General features: G+C 61.0%; 22 protein-coding genes and 2 pseudogenes. 11 read left to right on the forward strand and 13 right to left on the reverse strand.

All coding sequences use genetic code 11. The annotated features are described in order from the left end of the window. Window positions 1-211: 211 nt before the first annotated feature. Window positions 212-1,160 (forward strand): annotated as a pseudogene (locus HV711_RS34095) (DNA-binding protein); the annotation flags it as partial. A gap of 214 nt (window positions 1,161-1,374) precedes the next feature. Continuing rightward, window positions 1,375-1,788 (forward strand): hypothetical protein, encoded by a 414-nt coding sequence (locus HV711_RS24975; protein ID WP_244142734.1) that lies wholly within the window; start codon window positions 1,375-1,377, stop codon window positions 1,786-1,788. A gap of 399 nt (window positions 1,789-2,187) precedes the next feature. On the opposite strand, the gene cueO is transcribed toward HV711_RS24975, so the two are convergent. Next, window positions 2,188-3,783, reverse strand: a complete 1,596-nt coding sequence (cueO, locus tag HV711_RS24980; RefSeq protein WP_035482681.1) for a multicopper oxidase CueO — start codon at window positions 3,781-3,783, stop codon at window positions 2,188-2,190. A 275-nt stretch (window positions 3,784-4,058) separates the two neighbouring features. Here cueO and HV711_RS24985 point away from each other — a divergent pair, with 275 nt between their 5' ends. Then, window positions 4,059-4,730, forward strand: a complete 672-nt coding sequence (locus tag HV711_RS24985) for a recombinase family protein (protein WP_082201511.1) — start codon at window positions 4,059-4,061, stop codon at window positions 4,728-4,730. 224 nt (window positions 4,731-4,954) lie between these two features. Here HV711_RS24985 and HV711_RS24990 read toward each other — a convergent pair whose 3' ends face one another. Then, on the reverse strand, window positions 4,955-6,127 hold the full coding sequence (locus HV711_RS24990) for a YncE family protein (RefSeq protein WP_035482679.1): 1,173 nt from the start codon (window positions 6,125-6,127) through the stop codon (window positions 4,955-4,957). 60 nt (window positions 6,128-6,187) lie between these two features. Beyond that, window positions 6,188-7,003 (reverse strand): creatininase family protein, encoded by an 816-nt coding sequence (locus HV711_RS24995; protein ID WP_035482676.1) that lies wholly within the window; start codon window positions 7,001-7,003, stop codon window positions 6,188-6,190. Between the two features lie 487 nt (window positions 7,004-7,490). Here HV711_RS24995 and HV711_RS25000 point away from each other — a divergent pair, with 487 nt between their 5' ends. Then, the gene (locus HV711_RS25000) at window positions 7,491-9,374 is read left to right on the forward strand and encodes a DUF3857 domain-containing transglutaminase family protein (protein ID WP_035482715.1); all 1,884 of its coding nucleotides are present in this window, start codon (window positions 7,491-7,493) and stop codon (window positions 9,372-9,374) included. Between the two features lie 417 nt (window positions 9,375-9,791). Here the strand turns inward: HV711_RS25000 and HV711_RS25005 are convergent, their stop codons facing one another. After that, window positions 9,792-10,187, reverse strand: coding sequence for a DUF4148 domain-containing protein (locus tag HV711_RS25005; RefSeq protein WP_175145293.1), 396 nt, complete (start codon window positions 10,185-10,187; stop codon window positions 9,792-9,794). A 247-nt stretch (window positions 10,188-10,434) separates the two neighbouring features. Further along, a pseudogene (locus HV711_RS25010) lies at window positions 10,435-11,698 on the reverse strand (type II restriction enzyme NmeDI-related protein). A 336-nt stretch (window positions 11,699-12,034) separates the two neighbouring features. On the opposite strand from HV711_RS25010, the gene HV711_RS25015 reads away from it, so the two are divergent. Further along, on the forward strand, window positions 12,035-12,232 hold the full coding sequence (locus tag HV711_RS25015) for a heavy-metal-associated domain-containing protein (RefSeq protein WP_035482673.1): 198 nt from the start codon (window positions 12,035-12,037) through the stop codon (window positions 12,230-12,232). A 229-nt stretch (window positions 12,233-12,461) separates the two neighbouring features. Here HV711_RS25015 and HV711_RS25020 read toward each other — a convergent pair whose 3' ends face one another. The 8 genes from HV711_RS25020 to HV711_RS25055 form a co-directional block, all read right to left on the reverse strand. After that, window positions 12,462-13,316 (reverse strand): class I SAM-dependent methyltransferase, encoded by an 855-nt coding sequence (locus HV711_RS25020; RefSeq protein ID WP_035482713.1) that lies wholly within the window; start codon window positions 13,314-13,316, stop codon window positions 12,462-12,464. 1,239 nt (window positions 13,317-14,555) lie between these two features. Next, the gene (locus tag HV711_RS25025; RefSeq protein WP_035482670.1) at window positions 14,556-14,843 is read right to left on the reverse strand and encodes a DUF4148 domain-containing protein; all 288 of its coding nucleotides are present in this window, start codon (window positions 14,841-14,843) and stop codon (window positions 14,556-14,558) included. Window positions 14,844-15,174: 331 nt separating this feature from the next. Then, window positions 15,175-16,119, reverse strand: coding sequence for a CopD family protein (locus HV711_RS25030; protein WP_035482711.1), 945 nt, complete (start codon window positions 16,117-16,119; stop codon window positions 15,175-15,177). Then, window positions 16,119-16,493 (reverse strand): copper homeostasis periplasmic binding protein CopC, encoded by a 375-nt coding sequence (gene copC / locus HV711_RS25035; RefSeq protein ID WP_035482668.1) that lies wholly within the window; start codon window positions 16,491-16,493, stop codon window positions 16,119-16,121. The genes HV711_RS25030 and copC overlap by 1 nt, the downstream gene beginning before the upstream one ends. A gap of 64 nt (window positions 16,494-16,557) precedes the next feature. After that, window positions 16,558-16,905 carry a copper-binding protein gene (locus tag HV711_RS25040; RefSeq protein WP_035482665.1) on the reverse strand — a complete coding sequence of 116 codons (348 nt, stop codon included), beginning with the start codon at window positions 16,903-16,905 and terminating at the stop codon, window positions 16,558-16,560. A 61-nt stretch (window positions 16,906-16,966) separates the two neighbouring features. Then, window positions 16,967-18,262 carry a multicopper oxidase family protein gene (locus HV711_RS25045; protein WP_035482663.1) on the reverse strand — a complete coding sequence of 432 codons (1,296 nt, stop codon included), beginning with the start codon at window positions 18,260-18,262 and terminating at the stop codon, window positions 16,967-16,969. Between the two features lie 2 nt (window positions 18,263-18,264). After that, window positions 18,265-19,773, reverse strand: a complete 1,509-nt coding sequence (locus tag HV711_RS25050; RefSeq protein ID WP_035482661.1) for a TolC family protein — start codon at window positions 19,771-19,773, stop codon at window positions 18,265-18,267. After that, a complete protein-coding gene (locus tag HV711_RS25055) occupies window positions 19,770-20,069 on the reverse strand; it encodes a hypothetical protein (protein WP_035482660.1) in 300 nt (99 codons plus the stop codon). The genes HV711_RS25050 and HV711_RS25055 overlap by 4 nt, the downstream gene beginning before the upstream one ends. Before the next feature lie 269 nt (window positions 20,070-20,338). Here HV711_RS25055 and HV711_RS25060 point away from each other — a divergent pair, with 269 nt between their 5' ends. The 6 genes from HV711_RS25060 to HV711_RS33590 all read left to right on the forward strand — a co-directional run bounded on the left by HV711_RS25060 (window position 20,339) and on the right by HV711_RS33590 (window position 25,195). After that, the gene (locus HV711_RS25060) at window positions 20,339-20,521 is read left to right on the forward strand and encodes a hypothetical protein (protein ID WP_035482658.1); all 183 of its coding nucleotides are present in this window, start codon (window positions 20,339-20,341) and stop codon (window positions 20,519-20,521) included. Between the two features lie 373 nt (window positions 20,522-20,894). Then, window positions 20,895-21,566 (forward strand): heavy metal response regulator transcription factor, encoded by a 672-nt coding sequence (locus tag HV711_RS25065; RefSeq protein ID WP_035482656.1) that lies wholly within the window; start codon window positions 20,895-20,897, stop codon window positions 21,564-21,566. Further along, window positions 21,563-22,969 carry a heavy metal sensor histidine kinase gene (locus HV711_RS25070; RefSeq protein ID WP_035482654.1) on the forward strand — a complete coding sequence of 469 codons (1,407 nt, stop codon included), beginning with the start codon at window positions 21,563-21,565 and terminating at the stop codon, window positions 22,967-22,969. Before HV711_RS25065 ends, HV711_RS25070 begins: the two co-directional genes overlap by 4 nt. A gap of 373 nt (window positions 22,970-23,342) precedes the next feature. Next, the gene (locus HV711_RS25075) at window positions 23,343-23,540 is read left to right on the forward strand and encodes a heavy-metal-associated domain-containing protein (protein WP_035482651.1); all 198 of its coding nucleotides are present in this window, start codon (window positions 23,343-23,345) and stop codon (window positions 23,538-23,540) included. Window positions 23,541-23,841: 301 nt separating this feature from the next. Next, on the forward strand, window positions 23,842-25,083 hold the full coding sequence (locus tag HV711_RS33585) for a multicopper oxidase domain-containing protein (RefSeq protein WP_244142733.1): 1,242 nt from the start codon (window positions 23,842-23,844) through the stop codon (window positions 25,081-25,083). After that, the gene (locus HV711_RS33590) at window positions 25,028-25,195 is read left to right on the forward strand and encodes a cupredoxin domain-containing protein (RefSeq protein WP_244142732.1); all 168 of its coding nucleotides are present in this window, start codon (window positions 25,028-25,030) and stop codon (window positions 25,193-25,195) included. The genes HV711_RS33585 and HV711_RS33590 overlap by 56 nt, the downstream gene beginning before the upstream one ends. Window positions 25,196-25,271 lie beyond the last annotated feature (76 nt).

Genomic DNA, 25,271 nt, shown 5'->3' on the forward strand with positions numbered 1-25,271 from the left:
TCTGGTCTTTTCCCCGTGGCCGGTACACCCGCGCCGAGGCCTCCCCTCGGGTACAGGCGCGCCGGGACGCGGCGTGCCCGCAGGTTAGCCGCGATAATGATTGTTATCTTTGATAGTGCTGTATAGACGAGCACAAAAACGGGTTTTATAACGTTATATGCGTGTGAAATAATCTGGCGAAAATGGTCCTCTTCGCCGCCAGGAGTCCTGCATGCCCCGTCTGGCCGCCGTTACCGCCGAACAGATCCGTGCCGCCGTGCTGTCGATGCTCGCCGACGCCGGCGATGGACAACCGCCCACCGGCGAACGGTTCCGCAAGATCGTGTCGGTACGGAAACTCCGCGCGCGGCTCGGTGCGGGCGATCCGGCCACCCTGGCGCGGGCACTGAACGCCAATCGAGGCCGAGGTCGTGCGCGCGGGACTCGCTGACATCGCGATGCCCGGCATCCCCGTCGAAATCGCCGAACAGATGCGCGCGCTGTGGCAGGCGGCCGTCGCCGTGCAGCTCGACGACGTGGTGCGCCTGAAGGCCGATGCGCAACAGGCGATCGCGGCGGCGGACACTGCGCGTACCGACGCCGAACTGCGCGTCGAACTGCTGCGCCAGGAACTGAGCGAGCTGCGGGCGTCCGTCGCCACACGCGATACCGACCTGTCCGATCTGCGTGCCCAGAACGCGATGCTGCGCGACCGGTGCGGGGCGCTCGATGCGGCGGCCGAGGAACGCCGGGCACAGCTGGACGCCGCGACAGCGGAGCGGGCTGCGGTGGAGCGCACGCACGCGGACGCACTGGCGGACGTGCAACACCGTTACGAGGCGCTGTCGAAACAGCTGCTGCAGGAAACCGCCCACCAGCGTGAGGCGCTGAAAAAGGAGCATGCACACTCCGCGTCGCAACTGAAGTTCGCCGAGCGCCGTGTTGCCGCGCTTGACGGCGAACGCGCGCGGCTTGAAGGCGAACTCGCAAGCGAGCGCGAAACCCGCCAGCAGGCGGTCGGCGAAGCGCTCGCACTCAAGGCGATCAACGCGAGCCAGTATGCGCAGCTCGACGAACTGCTGCGCATCGTGTCGGCCCAGGAGGCCCGTCGCGCACCGGTGGCATCCAGCGGTCTCGCGACCGCGATGCGCACCACCGGCACCCCGAAGGGCGGCACGAGAAGCGCACGAAAAAGTCATGAGCAAAACAATGAGCCCCGCCGACTGGATCGATGGTGGCACGACGCCCCCACGGCGGCTGCCGGCGGAAATCGACGCGGCACTCGCTTACCTCACCGCCGCGCTTGGCCACGTTGTCTACACACGCTGGACACTAGCCGCGATCAGGCACCGGTATGCGTCGCTCGCCGACGCGAAGTCAGCACATCCGGCGGTCATGCAGCAGTTGCTCGATCAAGTGGTCGCGATTGAGTACTGGGATCGCGGCCGCGTGCGCACTGCTGCGATTGGCGATGCGCCGACGCCGGAGACGGTGCTGCAACGCGTACTGCATACCCATCGCCGACGCTTCAAGGCGCTACCCGAAGCCGGTTTGCCGGCCGCGACCGGTGAGCCAATACGGGAAACCTCGCGGGATACCACGGCGCTGGCCACCGTGCCGCACCTATTGATCGCGTGGCTCGCTCGCGCGGGACGCTTCGCGAATGTGGCGAGCGCAACCAACACGCTCGGCGTGGGCGACGACGCGCACGCTGTCGCGCTCTTCCTGCGCGATCGCGCGAGCCGCTCGCCGCATACGCTGCGTGCATACCCGACCGAACTGCGGCGGCTGGTTGTAGCGGCCCGATAACGTAAATCGCCGGGACCGATTACATCAGTGGCTTCGGGACCAGATTAGCTGAAAACATCGGCACGCCCGGGACCACATTACGCGAGAACGGGCCCACTTTGGTTGAGAACAGCCCGATTACATCGGCGAGGAACCAACATTCAGCGAGAACGCTAGAGTGGCACGCCGGCGGCCAGCAACTGGTCTACTAGCCGGCGACCTGTTGAAGCACCTGGTGCAGTGCACGCCAGTTGCGAAGTTGAAATCGAAGTGGCCAAACGAGGCGTGCGCATTCGCGGCCTGTCGATGGATCACGGCGAACAGTTCCTGCATGACTGCCTGCGATGATCGGCCCGCCTCCGAATACGCGCTCTGGATTGTCGCCGACACCACCATATGCAGTGACGTCGTTCATCCACGTCAGGCGCTAACGGTAAATGACATCATCATGCCGGTATCTTCATGCTCTAGCAAATGACAGTGAGCCATATACGCTTTCTCTGGAGGTGCCAGATGATCAAATTTAACCATCACTTCACTAATGGCATCTTCAACGTGAACGGTATCTTTCCAGCCACTACGATGAGCCGCGGGCGGCTTTCCATTTTCCGACAGGATTCTGAACTGGGTACCATGGATGTGGAAAGGATGGAGCATCATGTCTCCTTGCCCTGAAATCGTCCATTTCTCGTATTGCCCTTTCTTGACATCAAACATCGGTTTCTTCATGTCAAACGCCTGATCATTAATGAAATTGGCATTAAATAAATCAATGTGCTTATCATCGGACTTACCGCCATGCGCCATACCATGATCTTCCATGCCGTTCATGGCCATCGTGGAGCCCATTTTCATTTTTTCATGGTCATCCATGCTCATGCCTGCCATGGCCTTTTCCCCGTATCGATCCATCAACGCCTGCATACCCAGCATATCTACTTTGGAATCCATGGCGAGTCGCAGCATGCGATGAGGCATCCCGTCTGTTGATGGTATTGCCGGAAGAGCGGCCAGCCTGTCCGGCAGGTTTTTCTGTCCTGCTGTCGATGTCGTTTCAATATGCAAGACAGGTAGGGCGTTATCGAATGGCGCCAGCACCATTCCCATTTGAACCACGGGCAGCGTGACGATATCGAATGGCTTTCCGTTGGACGTATCGACCAATACTTCGAATCTTTCGCCCATCAGTATAGGAAGCTCTGCAACCTTTACAGGTTCCGGGAGGTATCCGCCATCGCTGGCAATAACATACATCGGTCGTTTATCGCTGGCTGCCAGTTTCAACGAGCGTGCGTTGCAGCCGTTCAGAAAACGTAGACGCAACCAGCCTCGAGGGGCAACGTGTTGAGGATAAACAGCGCCATTGGTCAGCATCAGGTCCCCGAACCAGCCAATGGCGGCGCTCATTACGTCCATTTTATAATCAATCTGGCCGTGATTATTCAGTCGTTTGTCTTGCAGAATGACGGGGATATCATCGGCACCCCAGCTTTTCGGCAGGGTGGCCGCGCTGCTTTCGTCATCCTCAATCACGATGAGCCCCCCCAGTCCCATGGCAACATGGTGGCCACTAACATGATGAGGGTGCGGGTGGAACCAGCATGTCGCTGCAGGTTGATCAACCTGGAATTGTGGCTTCCAGGTATTTCCTGGCGCGACAGTCGCCTGCGGGCCACCGTCCGCATTCCCGGGAACTTCCAGACCATGCCAGTGGACTGTTGTGGTTTCTGATAACTGGTTGGTTACTAACATTGTCACGTTGCTGCCTCGCGTTAGATGCAGGGCGGGGCCCAATAATGCACCATTAAAACCCCATGTGGTCGTCAGGTTCGCTCCTCTAAAGTGGGTTTTTCCCGCCTGGATATTCAAGGGAATCTGGCCCTGGGCGTCTGGTTTTACCAGAGGAGGGATCGGCAGTGAAGGATGTCCAGCGGCGAAAACGCGGGTGCTCCAAAGCGGTAGCGCAGCAGCTGCGCTGAAGCCTGCACCAAATTTAATAAAATCACGACGTTGCATGGCTCACTCCCCAATTCAAAGATTAATTGCCGGTCTATATTGATGCATCTGGGACTGCGCGGCGTTTTGTTTCACCCATGTTGTCTTCTTGAATCTGTGCCGGGGGTGTTTGCTAAAACGTTCGTTTTAGCAAACACCGCAGCAAGAACCGCTGTCGCGTACGGCCTGCCGGATTCCGGCCCGCCGCGTGTGCAGAATATCCGTAGTGCAAAACAGCGTTCGATTTATTCCTGAGCGTTGACTATAGTGTACGAAATCCCTGATGGCGGGAAGACATGGACATTGGCTATGCACGTGTGAGCACACGCGAACAGAATGTCGCGCTGCAGGTCGACGCGCTCAAGGCTGCGGGATGCGCCCGGGTGCTGACCGAAGTCGCCAGCGGCGCCTCGACCGAGCGGCCGGTTCTGGCCCACCTGCTCGATGACGTGCGCCCGGGCGACGTGATCGTCATCTGGAAGCTGGACCGGCTTGGCCGCTCACTGCGGCATCTGATCGATGTCGTCAGCGTGCTGTTACAGCACGAAGTTGGCCTCCGGAGCCTGAACGACCCGGTTGACACGACGACAGCGCAAGGCCGTCTCGTGTTCAACCTGTTTGCTTCACTGGCGGAATTCGAACGCGAAGTCATCCGGGAGCGTACACAGGCCGGCCTGTCATCGGCGCGGGCCCGCGGCCGCAAAGGTGGTCGCCCGAAGGGGGTGCCGGCGAAAGCTGAGCCCACGGCGTACGCTGCCGAGACACTTTACCGGGAAGGCCAGTTGAGCGCCGAGCAGATCGCACAACGCCTGCACATCTCCAAGAGCACGCTTTACGCCTATCTGCGCCATCGCGGCGTACCGGTGGGTGTAGGCTATTTTTACCCATCCCGCACAATCAGAAAATCTTCTTCAAACCCTTTCCAGGCGTGGCTTTCAGAGGTGCGAGAGAGCGAAAAATTGAGCTAACGGAGGGGGACCGGCCACCGTCCCAAGGATCGTTGACCCGGACGGGTAACTGCAGCCGGCCTTACGCGACGGGGGCATACGGGGAGTTCGAAACGGGAACAGTCGCCTGCATTGTCCTGCGGCAGAAAGTGTACCCACGGGCGTGCCTTGTCTTAAGCGTGTCTTTGGCGGCCAAACTGAAGCGGGCAGACACGCGGACACGCCGTGCAACTGATCGACGCTGGTCAGCGGATATTGCCCGTGTGACCCAGCGAATAACGCCCCGGTTGCGGCCACACCGTGAGACCGTGTGGCTCCATGCCGACCGGGATCGGTCTGACCGAACCGGTCGTCGTATTGATCGCATAGACGACATCGTCGAACCGGCCCGACAGCCACAGCGTTTTGCCGTCCGCGCTGACATTGCCCATGTCGGGACTGCCGCCATCCGGAACCGGCCAGGTCGCAATCACCTTGCGCGTCGTGAAATCGATCACCGACACACTGCCTTTACCATGGCGCGGCCCGTGAACCTTGTTTGAGCCACGATTCGCGACATACAGTTTCGTGCCGTCGCGGCTCGGGTACAGTCCGTGCGTGCCAACACCAGTCGGGATGAAACCGGTTTTCGTGAAGCTGTCGCCATCGACCACGAATACGCCGTTGGCCACCATGTCGGCGATATAGAACACCTTGCCGTCCGGCGAGATGCGAATGTCCTGCGGCATGCCCTTCTGATCAAGCTGAAGGTAACCGACCACCTTGCGATTGACCAGGTCGATCTTCGCGAGGCGGCCGCCGAACTCGCAGGTGAAGAGAACATATCTGCCGTCAATCGAGAAGTCGGCGTGGTTGATCCCCTTGCATTCCGGTACGGACAGGCTCGACCCGAGCGCCATCGTATGCGCATCGCGGAAATCCAGTCGCGCATGCGCTTCAGCCACCACGATGGCTTCCTTGCCATCGGGCGTGAAATACATGTTGTACGGATCGTCAACCATCACCTCCTTGCCAGGCTTCCCGGTCTTCGGATCGATCGGCGTCAGGCTGCCGTCCGGTCGACCCTCGGCGTTGTTGGCGACCCACAGGGTCTTGAGATCCCACGACGGGACGACGTGTTGCGGGCTGTAGCCGACATGAAACCGGTCCACGACCTTGAACGTGGCCGGGTCGATCACATAGACGTCGTTCGAGCGCAGATTGGGCACGTAAATCCGCGGCAATGCATCCTTGACCGCCGGGCTGAAATGGCCGGCGCCTGCTTCGCTGTACAGGTTGCTAGCGTTCACCACAGGCGGCATGCCCGCGACGGTACCGGGAGTCGGGGCAGCCGATACGCTAGCCGCAACGTACAAACCGGCCAGCGCAATACCAGCAGACAATGCGAGTCGCGAGAAGCGACGGGAACGTGAATACATGATGAAATCCGTTATTCAGTGAAATGATAGGGGATGAAGAACCTGATCCTGCCGGAGCCGTCACTGGTTCGTGGTGTCTTTCCTGATCGCATGGACCGTTTGCGACACGATTGCCTCGATGCCTGGCTCGCCGAGTCCGGCCGTCGCGCGACGGGGGTCCCCGCCGTAGACCCCGTCGGCAGGTCCGGGTTTCGGTGCATTCTTCAGCTGACCCTGCCGCACCATCTGCGGCGCCACCGCGAGCAGCAGCGACGTGTCCGCAAGACCCGCATGCGTACCGATCTCGTTATCGCGGTAACCGCGTTGACGCAGGATCTGCGCGTAGCCGTCCGAGCTGGCAGCATAGTATTCCGACGGGTCGAACGCGCGGGCACCCGAGCCGGTCCAGGCATTGTTCAACTGCGCGACCGCGCGCCGGATGTCTTGCTGATAACCACCGTGATCGCCGAGGAAAACAATATTCCTGAAGCCGTGGACCCTGAAGCTGTTCGCGACGGACTCCAGTGTTTTCTCGAACACATCGTCCGGAACCGTGGTAGTGCCGGGGAAACGCATGTGCGAGCTCGGCGGTGCGTAGCCGCCTTCCGGCACGTAGGCGATGACCGGTGCGACCAGCGCATTGCCGAGTTCCTCGGCAATGCGCTGCGACAGCACCTTCACGCGCGCATTGTGCTTGCCTAGCGCGACATACGGACCGCTTTGCTCGGTGCCGCCAATGGGGACAAGGATCGTCGTCTTGCCCGCCTGAACCTCGCCACGCAGTTCGGTCCAGGTCAGGTCGTCAAGAAATACGGTCTTCGGCGTCTGTGCGAAGACAACATGCGAGCCGGTCAGAAAAATGAAAGAAACGAGTACTTTTCGTAGTGGTTGGTACATGAGGGCTATTCCGGGCACCTGGTGCAAACTGGCTGTATGGTAGTTCCGATTGAAACACCGCTTTGCGCGGTCCTGCAGTCGGGCATCATGCTGCCAGATTTTTCTGACGTTGTGCGCCCATCATTGGCATGGATGCGTCATTCTCACGGCCGTTCGCAACGCCAGCCTGATTTTCCAGATGCGCCCGTCATGCCAGATCACTGCCGGTACAGACCGGACGGTTGTTCAACGGCACCTGGCCATGCTTGACCTTCCTGCGGCGCCAGGGTCAATAATGTTATGTGCCCGGAAAACGGGAAAAAGAACCTGAAGTCCGTTCGACCGACACAAGGACGGCGGCGATGACGCTCGCGTGAGCGCCATCGACCGGCATGCGGCCGGCTGGATGAACGGCCCTGCCCTAATGCCGCGCCGCTGGCGCGCTGGGGGCGCTGCTTCATGCACGGATTGCCCTCCGATGACCACCCGCGCTGCGAGGTCCGAGGCGATGCACTCATTCGTTCGATTTTTCTGCTTGGTGTGCGCGTGCGCGACGGCGTACGGCGCGAGCGCGTCCGCCACCTTGCCCAACGAAGGCAACGAGGCGCCGTCGACGCTGGAGAACGATGTGCATGTCTTCGTCGTCCAGCACGACGGTTCCGTCGAGGAGCACGACGACTCGACGCTGCGCGCGAATACCGTGAGCGGCATCGACGATATCGCGCAACGTTATATCTGGTTCAACAAGGGCATCGAGAAGGTCGAGCTGCTCGCGGCCGACACGATCGACCGCGACGGCGTCGCTCATGCGGTTGGTCCGGAAGCGATTCGCGACGTGCAGGAACCACGCTCCGCGGGTGCCCCGACTTTCGAGGACGGCGTGCTACGCACGGTGGTCTTTCCCGGCATCGAGGCCGGTTCGCGCACGCGTCTTGTGTTCCGCAAGACGCGCACGAAGCCGCTTCAGGCGGGACTCTTCAGTTATTTCGTCGAGCCGTCGCGCCAGCCCGTCGAAAGCCAGCGCCTCATCTTCGACCTGCCCGACGACGTGCCGCTTCATGCCGACGCGCGCGGCTACGTTGCACTGGCGCCCGTTACGGCGAACGGCCGCACGCGCTACGAATTCGACTACAGCCACGGCTCTTATTCACCGATCGAAAGCGGTGCTGTCGGATACGTGACTTACGGCGACCGGCTGATGGTGTCCACCGAACCCGACTTTGCGTCGTTCGCCGCGCGCTACCGTATCGCGGCGGTCGACCCGAGCGCTGGCGATCCCGCAGTCGCGCAACTTGCGCGATCGCTGACAGCGAACGCCGCTGATCCGCGCGCGAAAGCACGGGCCATTTATGACTGGGTGCGCCTGAACGTACGTTACGTCGCACTCTTTCTCGGCGAGACGGCGGCGGCACCTCACAAGGTGACCGACGTACTGCGCAATCGCTATGGCGATTGCAAGGACCATGTGGCGCTCTTTGGCGCGCTGCTCGCAGCGGTCGGGATACGCAGCGAACCGGTGCTGCTAGGTCTCGGCCCGGTCTATACGTTGCCGTCCGTGCCCGGTTACGGCGCAAGCGCCATCAATCACGCGATTGTCTGGATGCCTGACCTTGGCGTGTATGCCGACACCACCGTCGGCGGCACCGAATTCGGCTACCTGCCGGCCGGCATCATGGATCGTCCGGCGCTGCTGGTGAACGAGGGTGTACTGTCGCGCACGCCCCCGACGCAGAAACGGGAGCGTGTCGCGCGCCTGCAGATCGATGTCGCGTCCAGCGGCGTGGCCGACTACACCTATCACGTCGAGGACGCGGGCTGGACCGCGGAACTGGAACGCAACATGTTCAGGCGTGCTACACGCGAGCGCGCGCGGCAGATTGCGACCGACCGCCTGCGGCAGACCGGATTGCGCGGCACGGTGCAGATTCGCACCGGCGAACTGGACGCGACGTACGGGCCGTTTGACGCATCCATAGCCGGCTCGCTCGATCATTTCGTGTGGCCGGACGGCACGACCGCCCTGCCTGCACTGTCGAGCCTGTCCGGTGGGATCGCGACCCAGGTGCAGGGCTGGCTCGCCGAGCCGGTACGCACACAGCCCTGGGTGTGCATTGGCGGCGACTTCGTCGAGACGGCACAGATCGCACTACCCCAGACCCTACGCGTGACTGACCTGCCTGAGGATTCCAGGGTACAGGATCGCTTCTTCGATTTCGAATCGCACTATGTCTTCGATCCGGGCACGAGGGTCGTGCAGATCACGCGGCGGCTGCACGCACGCTTCGCGCATCAGATGTGCTCGCCGGACGATTCTGGTATGGCACGTGCGTCGCTCGAGCGCATTGAGCGCGACACGCTCGCGCAGATCATTGTACGGACAGAGAGTCGCTGAAAAAGTGGCCGCGCGAAGGACCCGGGAGCCAGCTTTCGGTCAGGCAGCCATGATCCATGGGGTAGTCTTCTGGCCCGTTCAGCGACTGGCGGATTGATTGCAAAAATCCTTGTCGATCAAAGGTTCGCTCATCCCCTGCTGCGCGAAAGCCGACGAGTCGCCAGGCCCTGGTGCAAGCGGCCCTGGCTCCGGCATGATCGAGCGCGCCCCTGGGATGCCCCCGCGCCCGTCACCTATCTGGGCGGGCAGTTCGGTGGTTTGACGTGCAGGGACTGGCAAGGATATGTTTTGGGTAGTTGCACCGCCCGCGCTGCACTCGTGCTGGAGTCATCGCTACTCACGACGCTCGACTCTTTTGTTGCGAAGGAATTCGCGCAGCCGGCAAGCACCACTGCCAGGCCCGACATCACGGCGACTTTACTCCACACAAAGGATGGCATATGGACTCGACAAAAAGGAAGAATGGGTTTGCAGCGCGGCTAACCAGGCTGGGTAGCCCGCTGCGCCTGAGCGCGACTGACGCGCGCGATTGCGCTCCGTCGTCGCCCGACCGGGACGGTCAGTTTGCGTTTCTGGCGGCACAATGGTGTCTCGTTGAGGCTGACTCGCCCGCTGTTGCCCCTGCTCGCGTGTCTTTCCAACCGGCGTTTCCCGCCCTCCCGGCGCGCGCCATCCCGATGCAGGCATATCCGCGCTATCCTTCACGACGAAAGCAGGCGTTGCCGCCTTCGGGTAGTCGTGGTCAGCGTCGGCAAGAGCCGAAGTGGCAAGCGTCGCAAAGACCACCGCGGTAGCGACAAGCTGAACTTTCATATGTCCCCTCCAGAACAGCGCCGGAACCGGCGATCGCGATTTCGACCGGGTTTCATTCTGGCGGGCGGCATATGAACGGGACATGGCGTGGAAATGACCTTTTGGTCATCCCGAACCAGTTGACAGTGCCGCTTTCGACGCCGTCCCGCAGCAACCGGTCAACTAACGTACCCGACGCCGACCACGTGCCGGAGCCCGTGAAGGCTGGCCGCCGCCTGAGCGTTGCTCCTGTCGGGAGGATTCAGGCTCAGAGAAGCCTCGCGATGGCCTCAATCGGTTTCATGCCTGCGCCGAAACGGGCGATGTTCTCACGGTGCTCCTTGAGAGCACCATATGACAGGTACTTGATGCCCAGTTCCGCAACACGGGAGAAGGCCGGTCGCGCCAGCTGACTCCGGACATCGGCCTCCCGTGCGTCAGGCGCCACCAGATACAGGTGACGCTGCGCTGCGGTAACCGAGCCGAGCGCCAGGTCGAGCAGGCGCACGATGCCCGAGTAGATGGATGTCGTGTGCTCGACCTCGAATGCGGCGACAACGGTCTGATCGGGATGCAGCCAGATGACGTCGATGAGCGGCACCGTGTCCGCCCCGTTAATGCTGAGCGATGTGGGCAGTTCCGATATGCAGCCGTCAACAAGCTTCCCGCCTGCATAGGGACGCGAACGGTCATTGGTGGCAATCCAGACCATGTACCCAAGTGAGTGACCCAGATCGCGTAACCAGCCCTGAACCTCGGTATGGGTCGCATCCTGTTGCTGGTTCGCTTCGAGTTGTCTGGCAAGCGCGGTTGATTGCGCGCGAACGGCCTCCAGATCCTTCAGCCAGGCCTCACTCGCCGCGGTATCGTCGGTTGAAGGAGGCAGCGGATATCGATCCATACCGACATCAAACAGGAATCCTGCGATGGCTCCGAGGTCATTGGACAGCAGCGATCGATGCTCGAGATTCACTTCCAGGATACGCTGCCGCATCGCCAGATAGTGGTCCCAGCGCCCCAGTTTCATATTCGCGTGCATCACCGCGTTGAAGCCTCTCACGATCGCGGTGTTGAACGGACTGACATGTGTGGGATGAATGAAATAAAGCAGATTGGCAACAGCAGGCCCGAGTCCCTTGATGCCGTGAGTGAGAATCCAGTATCCGGATTGCATCGAGAACCTCATCGGCTTCGTTGCAGCAATCGCACGCGTCCAGCGCTTTGCCGAACGCCCGCTGATTCGCGGAATTCTCATAAATATCCGGGATGCGAAGCTTGGGTTTCCACAAAAACGCATGGTCGGCGCCCCGGAAAATCTGGCGCTGCTCCGCCACGGATGCAACGACCGTTTCGAGCGAGGAACCGCGATATGTGTTGCCAAAAGCCCCGGACTCAATTTCCTTGACGACCTGCCGGATGCCCTGGCGGATGGAACGGAAATTCTTGAGCCGCTCAGGCTAGAGAAACCATGTCTGGAAAGTCCCGGCGGGGTCCGCTTTCCAGTGTTCGATCAGCGCGTGGAGACTATTCATATTTTGACTTTTTTGGCTTGCCGGTGAGTCTATCACCGCACTGACGATGCACGGCTGGAGATCGCTTGACCTGTACCCGGAAGGTTCAGGCGCGGTCCTGATGGCCACCGGCATGGTCGCAGCAGTCCAGGATGAGCATCAGTGATGCAGCGAAGGCGTTCCGCGTCTCCGCCAGCATGACCGGTCAATCCGAAGAGGCCGGACTCATCCTGCCAGAGGCATTTGGATGGAGCACCTGAGGCCGACGGCTTATACGCGCTTACGCGTAAAACCACTTGACCTTCCAGCGGTGGGAATGCTCATACTGCAATTCACCCAGTCCAGATGGAGAACAGGATGGAACTTGAAGTGAAAGACATGACCTGCGGCCACTGTGCCGACCACATTACGAAGGCCGTCAAGAATGTCGATCCATCCGCGACGATCGACGTCAATCTCAACGAAAAACGCGTCACGGTTGCGTCGGCGCTGCCAGCGCAAGACGTGCTCCACGCAGTATCGGAAGCTGGCTACAGTCCGGTACTGATCGCGTGATTCGCATCCGCGCACGGCCCGGGTATACGCCTGGCACCCAGGAAACATGTGACGCCAGGCGGCCAGCTGACATCACCACACATCGCTTCCCGTTGACCGACGACGTACGCCATGGGCCGGAGTGATGAACGGTCCTGCTTCGGCGGCCCGGTCACATTAACCTGCCCCGATATTCACCTGTCGATTGCGGCCGCGGTCGCAGATCAATCGACAGGAAACGTAACAGGCTTCAATTCTGCGGCTTCACGAACCGCAGCGTCATGTCGTCGCTCTCGCCGATGGCCAGATATTTCTCCCGATCCTTGTCCCCCAGCTTGAGTGTCGGCGGCAGGTACCAGACCGGAACACTTCCATCGTCTTTGGGATTGGCGTTGACTTCCGACGTGCCCGAAAGCGTGAAGCCCGCCTGGAGAGCCTGGTCAACAGCGTAAGCCTGTGGGACGCGGCCATTCAGGGCGGCGCCGGCCACATCACCTCCGGCGCTTGCCCGATGTTCAACAACGCCCAGCACTCCGCCTGGTTTCAGTACCTGATAGGCAGCACGAAAAAAACTCTGCATAACCGCGTCAGTCGTCTCATGGTGTGCGTTCAGATATACAAAGTCATGCAGATTGAGGAACGTAACGACCAAGTCGGCAGACGCCGGCCCACCGAGCGGCATGTAACCAGGCGGCTCATACGGTGTCGTCTCCACCTTTCCGAACACTCCCGGATTGCCTGCAAGCTTTTGCCCATATGCGCTGCCCATCTTTCTGTAAAACGGATTGGCACTTGTTACCGGCGGCGCAGCCTCGATCAACCGTCCATGCTCCCTGAGAAAGGGTGCCAGAATTTCAGTGTACCAGCCGGATCCCGGCAGGACTTCAATGACGGTCATGTCGGGCCTGATGCCTAAGAACTGAAGCGTTTGCCGCGGATGACGATACTTGTCCCGTAGCTTGAACGCGGGGGTGCGCTGCGGACCTTCTATCGCAGACTCCAGGGCCTGGCCCGGGTCTTTCGGAATCGTAGTCCCAGCGGTTGCTGGCGGCAGGGATACAACCAGCATCACCGATGCTGCCACTGTCCTGAATGCTGCTTTCACGAATACCTCCGTTGCCACGGTGTCTCCAATGAACTGTCTCGATGGTGCCAGGCGGTCGCCGCGGAACCGTGTGCCAGACGCTGGTAACTGTCAGTCGCGTGAGAAAACCGGGCCGCCAGGTGGGTACCGTGCGCGCCTCAGGGTCACGTCAGCAAAAAGACCGCAGCCTTTCTGGCTCGAGATCCCTCACAGCCGAACGATGGATTCGACATCGTAAACCGCAAATCTGATCGCGTCGACGCGATTGTACTGTCTGTGTGTCCACGCACCCGCATCGCGCGGAACCAGGACTGCTTGACATAGCGACCAAATCGGCAGTGTGACTGCCCAGCAGTCTCCCTCTTTGGTTCGCGCCATGACTCGCCGAACGAACGGCGCTACCCGACTGTTCGCAGAGGTTGCCAACGCGATGCATGACGGCGTTAAGACTGCATCAGCCAGATCCAGTCGAACCATGTCACTCAGCGGGACCCGCACGAGCGGCGACGGCTTTGACCGTACGGCGCGACCTGGCTTTGCCGGATTGTCGCAGTGTGCGTGCCAAACTGCAGCCGCCTGCCGATCATGCTGATCGCCACGTCCATCAGAGACGATGGCCGTTACGGCTCGATTCGGCGCACCATTGCATACGCATACGCCGCCACCTCCAGCTGGCTGCCGAACGGCACAACGAGCAGGGTGACAGGAGAAAACGTATCTGAGGCGTAGCGACGCATGATAGGTGTCAGCCCGCTTGACTAGCGTCGAGCGAGGCGCGCGGTAAGTCCGGGAGCAAATTCGCATCCCCAAACGCGCTCACTAACGGCCCGGCAGACTCTTCCGCCCGGTACCCGGTTTGCCTCGCCGGCTCGTTCGTTGCTACTGCGCAGCACGTCTTTCACCTCGACTCAATGATGAAACGGAGAGCCACCTCACGACCGCCCTGTCAAAGGGTCAGTCGTCAGGTTCTTCCTGACCGCACCCGCATTGTGCTGACGGGCGACGAAGCGTCGCATGGGTTAACATCTTACTGACGCGGTAGGAGACTCCATCGAGGTTCTCCTGATCCTGCGCGTGTCGGACCCGGCGTCAGCCAGCGGTTTGTTAATGCGGCAGAGGCTTGAGACGCCCCAACGCAGATTGGGACAGTTGTAGCTGTTCCGTGATGCCGGAGCCGCGAACGGAGGCACCCGGCACGAAGTTAGTAGCATCATTTCAAAGCTGCATCTGTGTGGTCAGATGCAGCCGAAACCGTGTCGCTCAGTGTGACAGACCGTACAGTTCCTGATTGCGCCGAATCGTTTCGGCACCCGGCGGATAGTCGTTCTTCCGGAACGGCAGAAGACCGTCTTTCTGCGCCTGAATCAGTTCGACATGAACTTCGGCACGTGTTTTACCACGCGCTCCAGACGAATAGGAACCGGCGGAAACACCGCCCACAGCGGTATCGCTGCCGGTTGCACCAGCCGATTGGTAGTTGGCGTCTGCAAATGCCGGCGCAGCCGCGGCGATGCCGATAACAGCAAGAAGAACGGTCAGCAGCTTCATTCAATTACTCCGTTTCAGTGTTTGACGGAGTCAGTTTAGGTATCTGTCTCTGACAGGACCGTGGCCAGCAGATGAACAATTCGTCAGATACTCACGACTTGCACGACAGCGTCGCCCCATGCGGTGAGACGTCTTCACACAGGACTCCAAAAGATACTGCCACGAACCTCATTGAAGTGCAGAGCGCAGGGACATAAAAAAAGGACCCGGACGTAGAGCCGGGTCCCGTAAAAGATGGTCGTTGCCTGAAATCAATCAAGGCCGGGTGGCGCCTTCATCGAACTGTTGGCGATGACCATCTGCGTGGACTGAAGAACTCCTCCGATGCGATCTAGGCCGTACCGGGCAACGGGCTGGAAACCAGGATCGCAGCCGCAACCAGTACGCTGACCAGCACCACCGACTCAACGTGCAGGACCATCGCGAAACGCTTCAGAGGTCGTACGGACGACGCCGATGCGGTGTCCTTCAAAGACGTCATCAACCCGGGCATTTCAAAGAAGCGGTTATGTCCGCCAAGCGCAGCAGCGATGAATACAAAGCCAAGCTTTAGCAGCAGCACCTGCCCGTATGCCGAGTTCAGCAGATTGCCGGGCGAGTTGACACCGCGCCAGCCGTTGTACGCACCCGTGATGAACAGGGCGATCAGCGCGAATGTCGCCGTGTCCGACAGCGACTGGATGAACGCTGCGCTATTCGTGCGCTCGCTTTCCGGGGCCCTGAAGAAGCGCGGCACAACCACATAGGTCGCCACCAGCACGAGGCCGACCCACGCGCTGATGGCCAGCAGGTGAATCCAGTCCGCCCACACCGGCACGCTGAGCACGCCGGCATCAACGGGGTGCCCTGCGTTGCTTCGCGTCATCGCAAAGCCCGCGAGTGCGAGCCACAGCACCGGCTGAAAGCGGATGCTGCCCGCTCGCGGCGGCATCAGTGAGATGCCGGCTACGCAGAGCAGGAACGCGGCGCCGGCAGCCCAGGTGTGGCCATAGCCGGTTCCCTCAAGCATCGAGCGCACGGCCGGCCAGGCGTCGGCAAGTGTCGAGTCGCTCATCAACGCACAATGAATCCAGAACTCAAACACCGATGACAGAAGCGCAACGGTCGCTGCGACGCGAAACGCCCGCGTCAGCCGGCGACTGACGCCCACCTGCCAGGCGGTTGGCGAACGGGCCAGCCACCGTTCGCTCAGCAGCGCACCGACAAGTACCGCAAAGCCGAGGTTTTGCAGCGCAACGGACGCGAACCGCAAAATGCCAAGGAAACCGTCGTTCATCATTTCACCTTGAAGGCGTATGTGCCCTTGGTCTTATGGGCATCCTGCGTCATGACTGCCCATTGCACCGAATAGGAACCGGACGACAGCTTCGGAACGGCAAGCGTCAGAACACGCCGATTCGACGGATCGACCTTCGCCTTTTCCTTACCGACCGGTGCACCACTTGCGTCGGTCACCTTGATCGTGCTGAAAGTGGACTCCAGGTCTTCGTTGAACGTGAGTCGCAGCGCGTCAGGTGCCGCCTCGACCGTGCTGCCCGCTGTCGGCTCGGCGCTCTCGAGCTTGCCGTGCGCAAACGCCGCCGCTGGAGCTAGTGCAATAGCAGCGGCAGCGGCGACGCCCACTAACCATTTCTGATTCAGTGCTTTCATATCGTGTGGTCCTCAATTCGTTGGTGAAACGGTATGGCCGTGGCGCCGCCATGGCCCGCATACGTTACTTCTTCTGCAGCTTCATCACGGTCAGTGCGCCGTCCACTTCCTCGGCCACGAAATCAATCTTGTCGCCGACCTTGACCTGCGAAATCATTGCCGGGTCCTTGACCTTGAAAACCATCGTCATGGCATCCATGCCCAGGTTTTCCAGCGGACCATGCTTGATGGTCAGCTTTCCGGCTGCGGCATCGACCTTCTTGATTTCCCCATGGGACATGGCGGCCTTTTCATCTGCCGGCTTGGCACTGCTGCCGCTCATATCCATGTTGCCCATCTCGCCGGCGGCAAAGGCCGATGCCGAAATTGCCAACGCGCAGCCAACTGCAATCGATACAAATACGTTCTTCATCACTCTTTCTCCTGTGTTAAATAAAAACTCGAGCCGGACTGCACGTCCGCCCAGACAAAAATCAGCCCGCCGGTAAATCGCCGGTGTATTCGTAAGCCACGGTGCCCTTCGGATGTTTGAACCAGCCCGGGTCGCGATAGTCGTTTCGGCCCAGGCCCTGCCGCACCTTGACGACGGAGAACATGCCACCCATTTCGAGCGGACCGAATGGACCGGTACCCGTCATCATCGGCAGGGTGTTGTCGGGCAGCGGCATTTCCATTTCGCCCATCGCACCGCCCGTACTGCCCATCGCCATGTAGTCCGGCACCAGCCTGTTGATGTGCTGTGCGAGGTCCTTCTGCGGTACGCCGATCAGATTGGGAACCTGGTGGCCCATCGCGTTCATCGTGTGGTGCGACTTGTGGCAATGGAATGCCCAGTCACCGGGACGATTCGCCGTAAACTCGATGGCGCGCATCTGCCCGACCGCCACGTCGGCCGTCACCTCCGGCCAGCGGGCAGCAGGCGGAATCCATCCACCGTCGGTACCCGCCACCTCGAAGCTGTAGCCGTGCAGGTGTATCGGGTGGTTGGTCATCGTCAGGTTGCCGAACCGGATCCGTACCCGGTCGCCAGCCCGCACGGGCAACGAATCGATGGCGGGAAATACACGCGAGTTCCAGGTCCACATGTTGAAGTCCGTCATCTCGTTGACGCGCGGCGTGTAGCTGCCCGGGTCGATATCGTAGGCGGCCATCAGAAACACGAAATCGCGGTCGACGGGCATCACGCTGCGGTCCTTCGGGTGCACGATGAACATGCCCATCATCCCCATCGCCATCTGCACCATCTCATCGGCGTGCGGGTGATACATGAACGTGCCGTGCTTCTCAAGCTGGAACTCGTAGACGAATGTCTTGCCGGGCGGAATGTGCGGTTGTGTGAGGCCACCGACACCATCCATGCCGTTCGGCAACAACATGCCGTGCCAGTGGACGGTCGTGTGTTCGGGCAGCTTGTTCGTCACGAAGATGCGAACCTTGTCACCTTCAACTGCCTCGATGGTCGGGCCGGGCGATTGCCCGTTGTAGCCCCAGAGGTTCGCCTTCATGCCGGGCGCCATTTCACGCACGACAGACTCCGCGGTCAGATGGAACTCCTTCCAGCCGTTTTTCATCCGCCATGGCAAGGTCCATCCGTTCAATGTCGCGACGGGCGTGTACGGACGTCCATCGGGTGGCACGAGCGGCGGTTGCGTCTCGGCTTTCGCCATCGTCAGCGCGTCAGGCAGCGATGCAGCGCCGGCCTTGCTAACGAGGGCCGCGCCCATAAGCGCAGCTCCCGAGCCGCTGAGAAATTTTCGACGGGACACCATATTTATTTACCTTCCGAATTCGTTTCCGGCATGGGCTGCGCCGCTGGGGCCGGGCTGGATTGCGTCGTGGATGGCGAACCGCCCGTGGGCGTGTCGTCCGGTACATGCGGCTTCGCTGGCGGAGCTTTCGCGCCCGGCCCGGAGCCGGCGCCCGGCAGATGGCCGCCAGCTGCCTGCTGCAGGTCGGTCTCCGCCAGCCAGTAATCCTTCAGCGCATCGATATAGCTGTTGACCGCCCCCACCTGCTCGCGCGAGTCCGCCAGCAACTCGAAGACGCTGGCGAGCATGCCGTTGTACCGGAGCAGAAGCTCGTCCGAAATAGTCTTGCGAAGCGGTATGACCTCATCCCGGTAGTGTCTCGTTACGTCGTAACTGGTCACGTAAGCGGCGTACGATTCACGAACTTCCGAACGCGCGTCGATCGCGGTCTGGGCGAGCCGGTTTGCAGACTGCATGTAGATCGCTTCTGCGCGGGCGACCTTCGCACTGCCCCAGTCGAAGAGGGGAATCTCGACACTGATCTCGTAGCCGTGCTCATGTCCCTTGTCGGTCTCGTAGTTGTTCAGATAGCCGACGTCGAGCGCGTTGATGAATCGCGTGGCCTTGCTAAGACCCAGCGACGACGCAACGCCCTGCGTTTGCAGTTTCGCCGCCTGAATGTCCAGGCGGTTCTGCATCGCGAAGCTTTCCAGATCCTTCAGGTCGGGGCGTTCCTTCGGCAGGTCGGGCAGACGGTCGGGAAGTGTGTATTGCGCCCCGGCGCCCCAAAGACCCATGGTTCGCGTGAGTTTTTCGCGCGCAGCCACCGCTTGCTGGCGTGCCCTGGCAAGTTGCGCGACCGAGTCCGCATAGAAAGCCTGCTCCCGCGCGTAATCGAGCCGGCTGAAGTTGCCGGCCTGGCGCATGCGCAACGCCAGCGTGGCGCCGGCATCCGCCGAGTCCTTCACCTGTTCGGCATACTTCGCGGCTTGTCCGGCCGCGACGGCATTGACGTAGGCACGGCGCGCGTCAGCGGCCACCTTGAGCATTGCGTCAGCCGTTTCGAGCTTCGTCTGCTCGAAGCGGCGGCCCTCGATATGCGCCGCGAACGGTAATGTCAGGACGCTGAGGACATTGGCCGAAAACGTCCGGCCGATATTCAGGTCGCCGTTACCGGCGCGGGTCCGGCTGAAGGTGAAACCCGGATTGGGGAGCCGGCCGGCCTGGACGAGATCCGCTTCGGATAATCCCAGTTCGGCATAGGAGGCCTGGAGGCCGCGGTTATTCAGCAGCGCGACCTGAACGGCATCGTCCATGCTGACCGGTTTCGAAAGCAGTTCCTGCGTCCGCTTTGCCACCGCATCCCGGTCGGCGTCCGTTTTGACAATAACTGCGTCTTTACCGAGCCGCTCCGTGGCGGTTGAAGACACTGTATTGAACCCGCCGTCCCTGGAAAACGTGGTACAACCGGCGAGGAATAGCAGCACGGCAATCCCCGCCCCAATCCGGGTGGAAACGAATCGTTGCTTCATTTGGCGGCTTCCCCGTGCATCGAGTGGTGCGAATTCTTGTTGTCGGCCGGCTTGCCCGTCGGGGACTCGTGCTTCACTCCACCTTTCGGAGGCATGGCCATGACGGTGCGGTTGAGTTGCTGCCAGGTCGGGCCATCGCCGTCCTGATAGGGTTGGTAGCCCTCGAAGGCGGACGGTACCGTAACGGCCGGCACCGGGGCTGCAACGTCCGCCGGCTCAGCAATTGTTGTCGTGGCGTGCACGAGCGCCGGCAAGGTAGCCGCCGCACCGAGCAGCACTGCAGATATCAGTCGCATACATGTTCTCGTCGTGAGTCACCTGGCCGGCCAGCACCGGGCCGCCAGTACGGATTGAGCATCGCCGCGGCGAGGAGCCGCGACTCAGGGGACTAGATGGTGAGGTATCGAGGGGGTCGCTCGATGCCATCGGTCAGGAACGCCACGACACCGGCGGAAGGCGGGATGGCAACCGCAACAAGGGTCGTGGCAGGAGAAGCCTCCGCGCGTGGCACAACGGGCAACCCTGGACCGGAGCAGCAGGAGTCGCATGTCGAACAGGTGTGCGCATGACAGGCGTCGCCGTCGTGGTGATGGGCGTACTCGCCACCAGCAAGCGCCATTTCGTGCAGATCATGATGGCGTACCTTGACGGTCTGCTCCATTTGCCGAACGGGTACCTCACCCTCTTCAGTCTGGGAGGCAACACATTTCATCGAGATAGCCGCGAACGACTGAACCGGAAGGCTTAGTGCCAGCAACACGACGATGAAGAGTTTGCGCCAGGACGACATGGGTGCGGAGTCTAGCAGGTGGCGATTCACACTGTAAGGATCAGAAGGTGACAGGGTGTAACGGTTTAGCCAGGCTGTCGCTACATGAGGTTGGAGCTTATCGTCGCGTGCATGACGGTGACGTGGTCACAAAATGACCGAATTTTCACGGAGTGCGACGGCGGCATCCTGCTGGTCACCGTCGCAGTCCCACTGCTGTCCGCGCTCTTGCGTTGTGCCGTCGTCAAATTATGAAAAAATTGTCATGCAGCGGTCATTTTTCGCGCATCCTGATCACCGTAAGCTCGGAAGGTTGCCACTTGCGGGAACGGATAACCTATAAAACAATGCCATGCGGATACTCATAGTCGAAGACGAACCGAAAATGGCGTCATATCTCCGCAAGGGGTTGATGGAGGCCAGCTACACGGTCGACATCGTCGGGAACGGGAAAGACGGCCTGTTTCTCGCGGTGCACGAGGACTTCGATCTCATCGTGCTTGACGTCATGCTGCCGGAACTGGACGGTTTCGAGGTGCTCAAGCGTCTGCGGGAACAGAAGCAGACTCCGGTGCTCCTGCTGACGGCCAGGGAGGCCATTGAGGACAAGGTGGCTGGCCTCGAGCTGGGGGCCGACGACTACCTGCCCAAGCCGTTCGCCTACGCGGAGTTCCTGGCTCGCATTCGCTCGCTGCTGCGGCGCGCGCCCCGGATCGTGCGGGATATCCTGCTCATCGCCGACCTCGAGATCGACCTCATCAAGCGGCGGGTGCGGCGCGGCGACACCCGTATCGACCTGACTGCGCAGGAATTTGCCCTGCTGCAGCTGCTTGCCGAGCGCGAGGGCGAGGTGCTCACACGTACGTTCATCACCTCCCAGATATGGGACATGAATTTCGACAGCGACACGAATGTGGTCGACGCCGCGATCAAGCGTCTGCGCGCGAAGATCGACAACGCCTTTGAGAGGAAGCTCATTCACACGATTCGAGGGATGGGTTACATCCTCGAGGACCGCTCGTGACCGGCGGCCCTGCTCCGTATTCGCTCCTCTGGCGGCTGACACTCGCCTTTGCCCTGATTGCGGGGGCGGTATTTGCGCTGACCGGCGCCTTTCTGTACAGGTCCCTGTCTACCGAGTTACAACGACGCGATGATATCGAGATTGGCGGCAAGTTAAGCCAGTTCCTGCAGCTCGCGCGCGCCAGTGGGTCAACGCAGGCGGTGCGTGCGGCTCCTGCTGTCTTTCACGAGGTACTGCGGTCTCATCCCGGTGTCTATCTCGGCATCTACGATGCCCAGGACAACCCGTTGGTCGAACACACCGACAAGCCGGACGCGACACTCAAATCCGTCGTTACCGGCAACCACCCACATCAGGTGCCCTACGCGTGCACTCCACCGGGTATCGGCCGCGCCCGATGCATAGTCGCTGAAGAAACCCTGCCCTCCGGTGAAGTCGTTTATGTATCGGTCGTCCGGGCCGCGACCGACCGCCAGTCGCTACTCGAAAGCTATCGTGTGAACATCTGGCTGGCTGTTGCCGTGGGCGCCATGCTCGTCGGTACACTCGGCTACGCGGTCGCGCGCCGCGGGCTCCTTCCCGTAAAGAGCATCGGGCACCAGACGTCGAGTATCGAGGCCCACAATCTGGGTGAGCGTCTGGACATTCAGGGAGGTCCCGTTGAGCTCAGGGAACTCGCGCTTTCCGTGAATCGCATGCTCGACCGACTCGAGCGCGCGTTCGTGCGACTTTCGCAGTTCTCATTCGACCTCGCGCACGATATGCGAACCCCGCTGGCCACTGTCATCAGTTCGTCGCAAATCACGTTATCGCGTAAAAGGACAGCCGAAGAATACGAGGCCCTTATCGACTCCAACATCGAGGAGTGCGAGCGGCTGCAGCGGATGATTGAAAATATGCTGTTTCTCGCACGAACTGACAATGCGCACCAGCATCTCAAGATTACCGACCTGGACGCAGGAAACGATCTGCGCAGACTTGCTTCATATTTCCAGGGACTTGCCGAAGACGCTGGTGTCTGTATTGCCATCGAGGGGAATGCCCGGGTCCACGCAGACGCGACCTTATTCAGGCGGGCTGTCAGTAATCTGACGTCGAACGCCCTCGAACACGCTCGCGCCGGTTCAACCATCGAACTCGCTGTGTCTACATCCCTGAAATACACCGTTGTTGAGGTTACCAACCAGGGGGCAGCCATTCCCCCGGAGCATGTCGATAAAATCTTTGAGCGGTTCTATCGCGTCAACGCGTCGCGGCACGGCGCGGCCAGAAACGCCGGATTGGGCCTGGCCATCGTGAAATCCATCATGGAGTTGCATCACGGCAAAGTCGACGTCGTGAGCGACGGGGCACGAACTACTTTCACACTCTATTTCCCGCATCACGGTGCCATGGATTCCTAACTATGATGCGGGCCAGAGGTCTTGCCACTCATCCGTATTCGCCCATCAGGGGCGGCCGCCCGGCCCCTCGATGGAACACCTCCGCCTACCTGGCGGTAGTGGCGACGTCCCTGCGTGGCCCGGACATCCAGTGCACTGGCAGGCAAAAGCGCCACGAGATTCCATTGTGACCGTCTGGCGACTGGCTATATGCCCGGTTGCATGTCAATGATCTCCACCTGTGATGGCCGCACCCACGCCCGACCGACAGGCGCACCAGTCTTCCAGAGAACAGATCCCCGATAGCCGGATGTTGCCCGTGACAAGTGCTTGACCTTGCCATGGTGGGAAGGTCGAAAATGACTCTGTCTTTTCAGAAAACGGAGCTTCCAGGATGGAACTGCAAGTACAGGACATGACCTGTGGACACTGCTCGGGCGCGGTCACAAAGGCCGTCAAGGGTGTCGACGCGCAGGCGAAAGTCGACATCGACCTCACGATCCGGACGGTGCGCATTGAATCGACGCATCCCGCCGGCGATTTTGTTTCTGCGATTCGGGAGGCGGGCTACAGTCCGGCGGTTCGCGCCTGAACGCCGGCGCCGGTGCGCGGCGAGTTGGCGTGCCATGCGGTCGCCACGGTTCGATGCCGCAATATCCGGATGGCCCTGTCCGGACGAACGCGGCGTTGTGCGCATTGACGTCCCAGCCCGGTTTTCCGTGCAACTCCCGTGCGACCGGTCGTCGCAGACGCGGTAACGGCGTTCAGGGGTGGTAGCATCGAAACGGACAGACGGGCCTGTCCGACGAGTTCATGCTTGCGCCGCATTCGCCCCACAAGCTGCACTGCCCCAGGTAAAGACTCGTCCCGCAAACTCATCCATTTCGGCTCTCATGCTTCGCTGGCGCGCACTGCTTTTCGTCCTGCTGTTCCTGAGCCTGCCCATCCGGACGGGCCTGGCGGCGTCGCTGCCAGGCAACGTCCCGCCGGCCGTGACGGCAGCGGTGGGGATGCGGGACACGCACGGCGCGGAGATGCGGGACAGTGCTGCCGGTCAACACCTTCCCGTCGCCATGACGAGCCGAACATGCGATCACGGTAGCGACGGGACGATGAGGCTCACTCACGCTGCCGGCCAGTGCGGCGTATGCGCTCCGTGCTACACCGGTGCAGCCGTCCTTCTTTCTGCCGTCATGCCGCCCGCTCGTGACGTTCGCATTGTCAATGCGCTGCGCCCCGCATCCGATGCAGCCACGAGTTTCCTGACAGAGGGTATCGATGGCCCTCCTCCTGTCTTTCTTGATGGCCCGTTCGCAGCAGCGTCGGGCAAGTGGGCGATGAATCGCCGTGGATTTCTCAGAAGCGCGTTTGCGGGCGCGGCTGCTCTGGCGCTACAGCCAGTGTTGAACCGGCCGGCACAGGCCGGCCAAACGCTCACGGGCGCCGGCACAGCGGCGCCCGTGCAACTCGCCGTCGTGCGCCGGACCATCGAAGTGAACGGCCGCGCGGCGAGCGTCTATGGTATCCAGCGGCAGGACGGCACGCCCGGACTTAGACTGCGTGAGGGCGACGCATTCAACGTCGCCCTGCGCAATGAAACGTCGGACCCCACCAGCGTTCACTGGCATGGCCTCACGCCTCCATGGCCGGGCGACGGCGTCCCCAATGCACCGCTGCCGCTGATCGCTGCGGGCGCGCACCGCACGTTCGACTTTCCCGTAGGGAGTCCCGGAACCTACTGGATGCACGCACACACGCTGCAGGAACAGCAACTGCTCGCCGCGCCGCTGATTGTTGCCGATGCCGGACAGGCAAAGCGTGACGAACAGGAGGTCGTCATCCTGTTGCACGATTTTTCGTTCGCCTCCCCTCAGGAACTTCTCACCCGGCTCACGCAATCCAGCCCGGCCTCTGCTGCACCGCCCGCGCACCGTTCACCTGGTTCGCACTCATCGAACAGGACGAACCATGATGCGATGGCTATGGACCAAGGCAAGCAAGCCTGGCATGGATATGTCGAGTCCGCAAAGTGGTCATGGCTCGATGGCCAGCATGCCGATGGGCAGTTCTGCGATGCCGATGGATCTGAACGACGTCGACTACGACGCCTATCTCGCCAACGACCGCACGCTTGACGATCCGGAGATCGTGAAGGTAGAGGACGGCGGGCAACTGCGCGTGCGCGTGATCAATGGCGCCACGAGGGTTGGCCGGGCGTTACCTGCAGCACTGGCAAAGCCGCTTTGACTAGGGCCGCGACTACCGGTCAAGCTACCGATCTCCATTCCTCAGTCCATTTGTGTTGGAGATATTGACAACACAT

The organism is Paraburkholderia phenoliruptrix, assembly GCF_902859825.1.
Taxonomy (GTDB): Bacteria; Pseudomonadota; Gammaproteobacteria; order Burkholderiales; family Burkholderiaceae; genus Paraburkholderia; species Paraburkholderia phenoliruptrix.

What these genes read in the sequence shown, in the direction of transcription:
- HV711_RS25065 (WP_035482656.1), top strand. Translation starts at nt 20,895, where the DNA reads ATGCGGATACTCATAGTCGAAGACGAACCGAAAATGGCGTCATATCTC.
- HV711_RS33585 (WP_244142733.1), top strand. Translation starts at nt 23,842, where the DNA reads ATGCTTCGCTGGCGCGCACTGCTTTTCGTCCTGCTGTTCCTGAGCCTG.
- HV711_RS25050 (WP_035482661.1), bottom strand. Translation starts at nt 19,773, where the DNA reads ATGAAGCAACGATTCGTTTCCACCCGGATTGGGGCGGGGATTGCCGTG.
- HV711_RS25045 (WP_035482663.1), bottom strand. Translation starts at nt 18,262, where the DNA reads ATGGTGTCCCGTCGAAAATTTCTCAGCGGCTCGGGAGCTGCGCTTATG.
- HV711_RS25000 (WP_035482715.1), top strand. Translation starts at nt 7,491, where the DNA reads ATGCACTCATTCGTTCGATTTTTCTGCTTGGTGTGCGCGTGCGCGACG.
- HV711_RS25060 (WP_035482658.1), top strand. Translation starts at nt 20,339, where the DNA reads ATGACAGGCGTCGCCGTCGTGGTGATGGGCGTACTCGCCACCAGCAAG.
- HV711_RS24990 (WP_035482679.1), bottom strand. Translation starts at nt 6,127, where the DNA reads ATGTATTCACGTTCCCGTCGCTTCTCGCGACTCGCATTGTCTGCTGGT.
- HV711_RS24985 (WP_082201511.1), top strand. Translation starts at nt 4,059, where the DNA reads ATGGACATTGGCTATGCACGTGTGAGCACACGCGAACAGAATGTCGCG.
- HV711_RS25005 (WP_175145293.1), bottom strand. Translation starts at nt 10,187, where the DNA reads ATGAAAGTTCAGCTTGTCGCTACCGCGGTGGTCTTTGCGACGCTTGCC.
- HV711_RS25075 (WP_035482651.1), top strand. Translation starts at nt 23,343, where the DNA reads ATGGAACTGCAAGTACAGGACATGACCTGTGGACACTGCTCGGGCGCG.
- cueO (WP_035482681.1), bottom strand. Translation starts at nt 3,783, where the DNA reads ATGCAACGTCGTGATTTTATTAAATTTGGTGCAGGCTTCAGCGCAGCT.
- HV711_RS25025 (WP_035482670.1), bottom strand. Translation starts at nt 14,843, where the DNA reads ATGAAGCTGCTGACCGTTCTTCTTGCTGTTATCGGCATCGCCGCGGCT.
- HV711_RS24995 (WP_035482676.1), bottom strand. Translation starts at nt 7,003, where the DNA reads ATGTACCAACCACTACGAAAAGTACTCGTTTCTTTCATTTTTCTGACC.
- HV711_RS25055 (WP_035482660.1), bottom strand. Translation starts at nt 20,069, where the DNA reads ATGCGACTGATATCTGCAGTGCTGCTCGGTGCGGCGGCTACCTTGCCG.
- HV711_RS25030 (WP_035482711.1), bottom strand. Translation starts at nt 16,119, where the DNA reads ATGAACGACGGTTTCCTTGGCATTTTGCGGTTCGCGTCCGTTGCGCTG.
- HV711_RS25040 (WP_035482665.1), bottom strand. Translation starts at nt 16,905, where the DNA reads ATGAAGAACGTATTTGTATCGATTGCAGTTGGCTGCGCGTTGGCAATT.
- HV711_RS25015 (WP_035482673.1), top strand. Translation starts at nt 12,035, where the DNA reads ATGGAACTTGAAGTGAAAGACATGACCTGCGGCCACTGTGCCGACCAC.
- HV711_RS33590 (WP_244142732.1), top strand. Translation starts at nt 25,028, where the DNA reads ATGGATCTGAACGACGTCGACTACGACGCCTATCTCGCCAACGACCGC.
- copC (WP_035482668.1), bottom strand. Translation starts at nt 16,493, where the DNA reads ATGAAAGCACTGAATCAGAAATGGTTAGTGGGCGTCGCCGCTGCCGCT.
- HV711_RS24975 (WP_244142734.1), top strand. Translation starts at nt 1,375, where the DNA reads ATGCAGCAGTTGCTCGATCAAGTGGTCGCGATTGAGTACTGGGATCGC.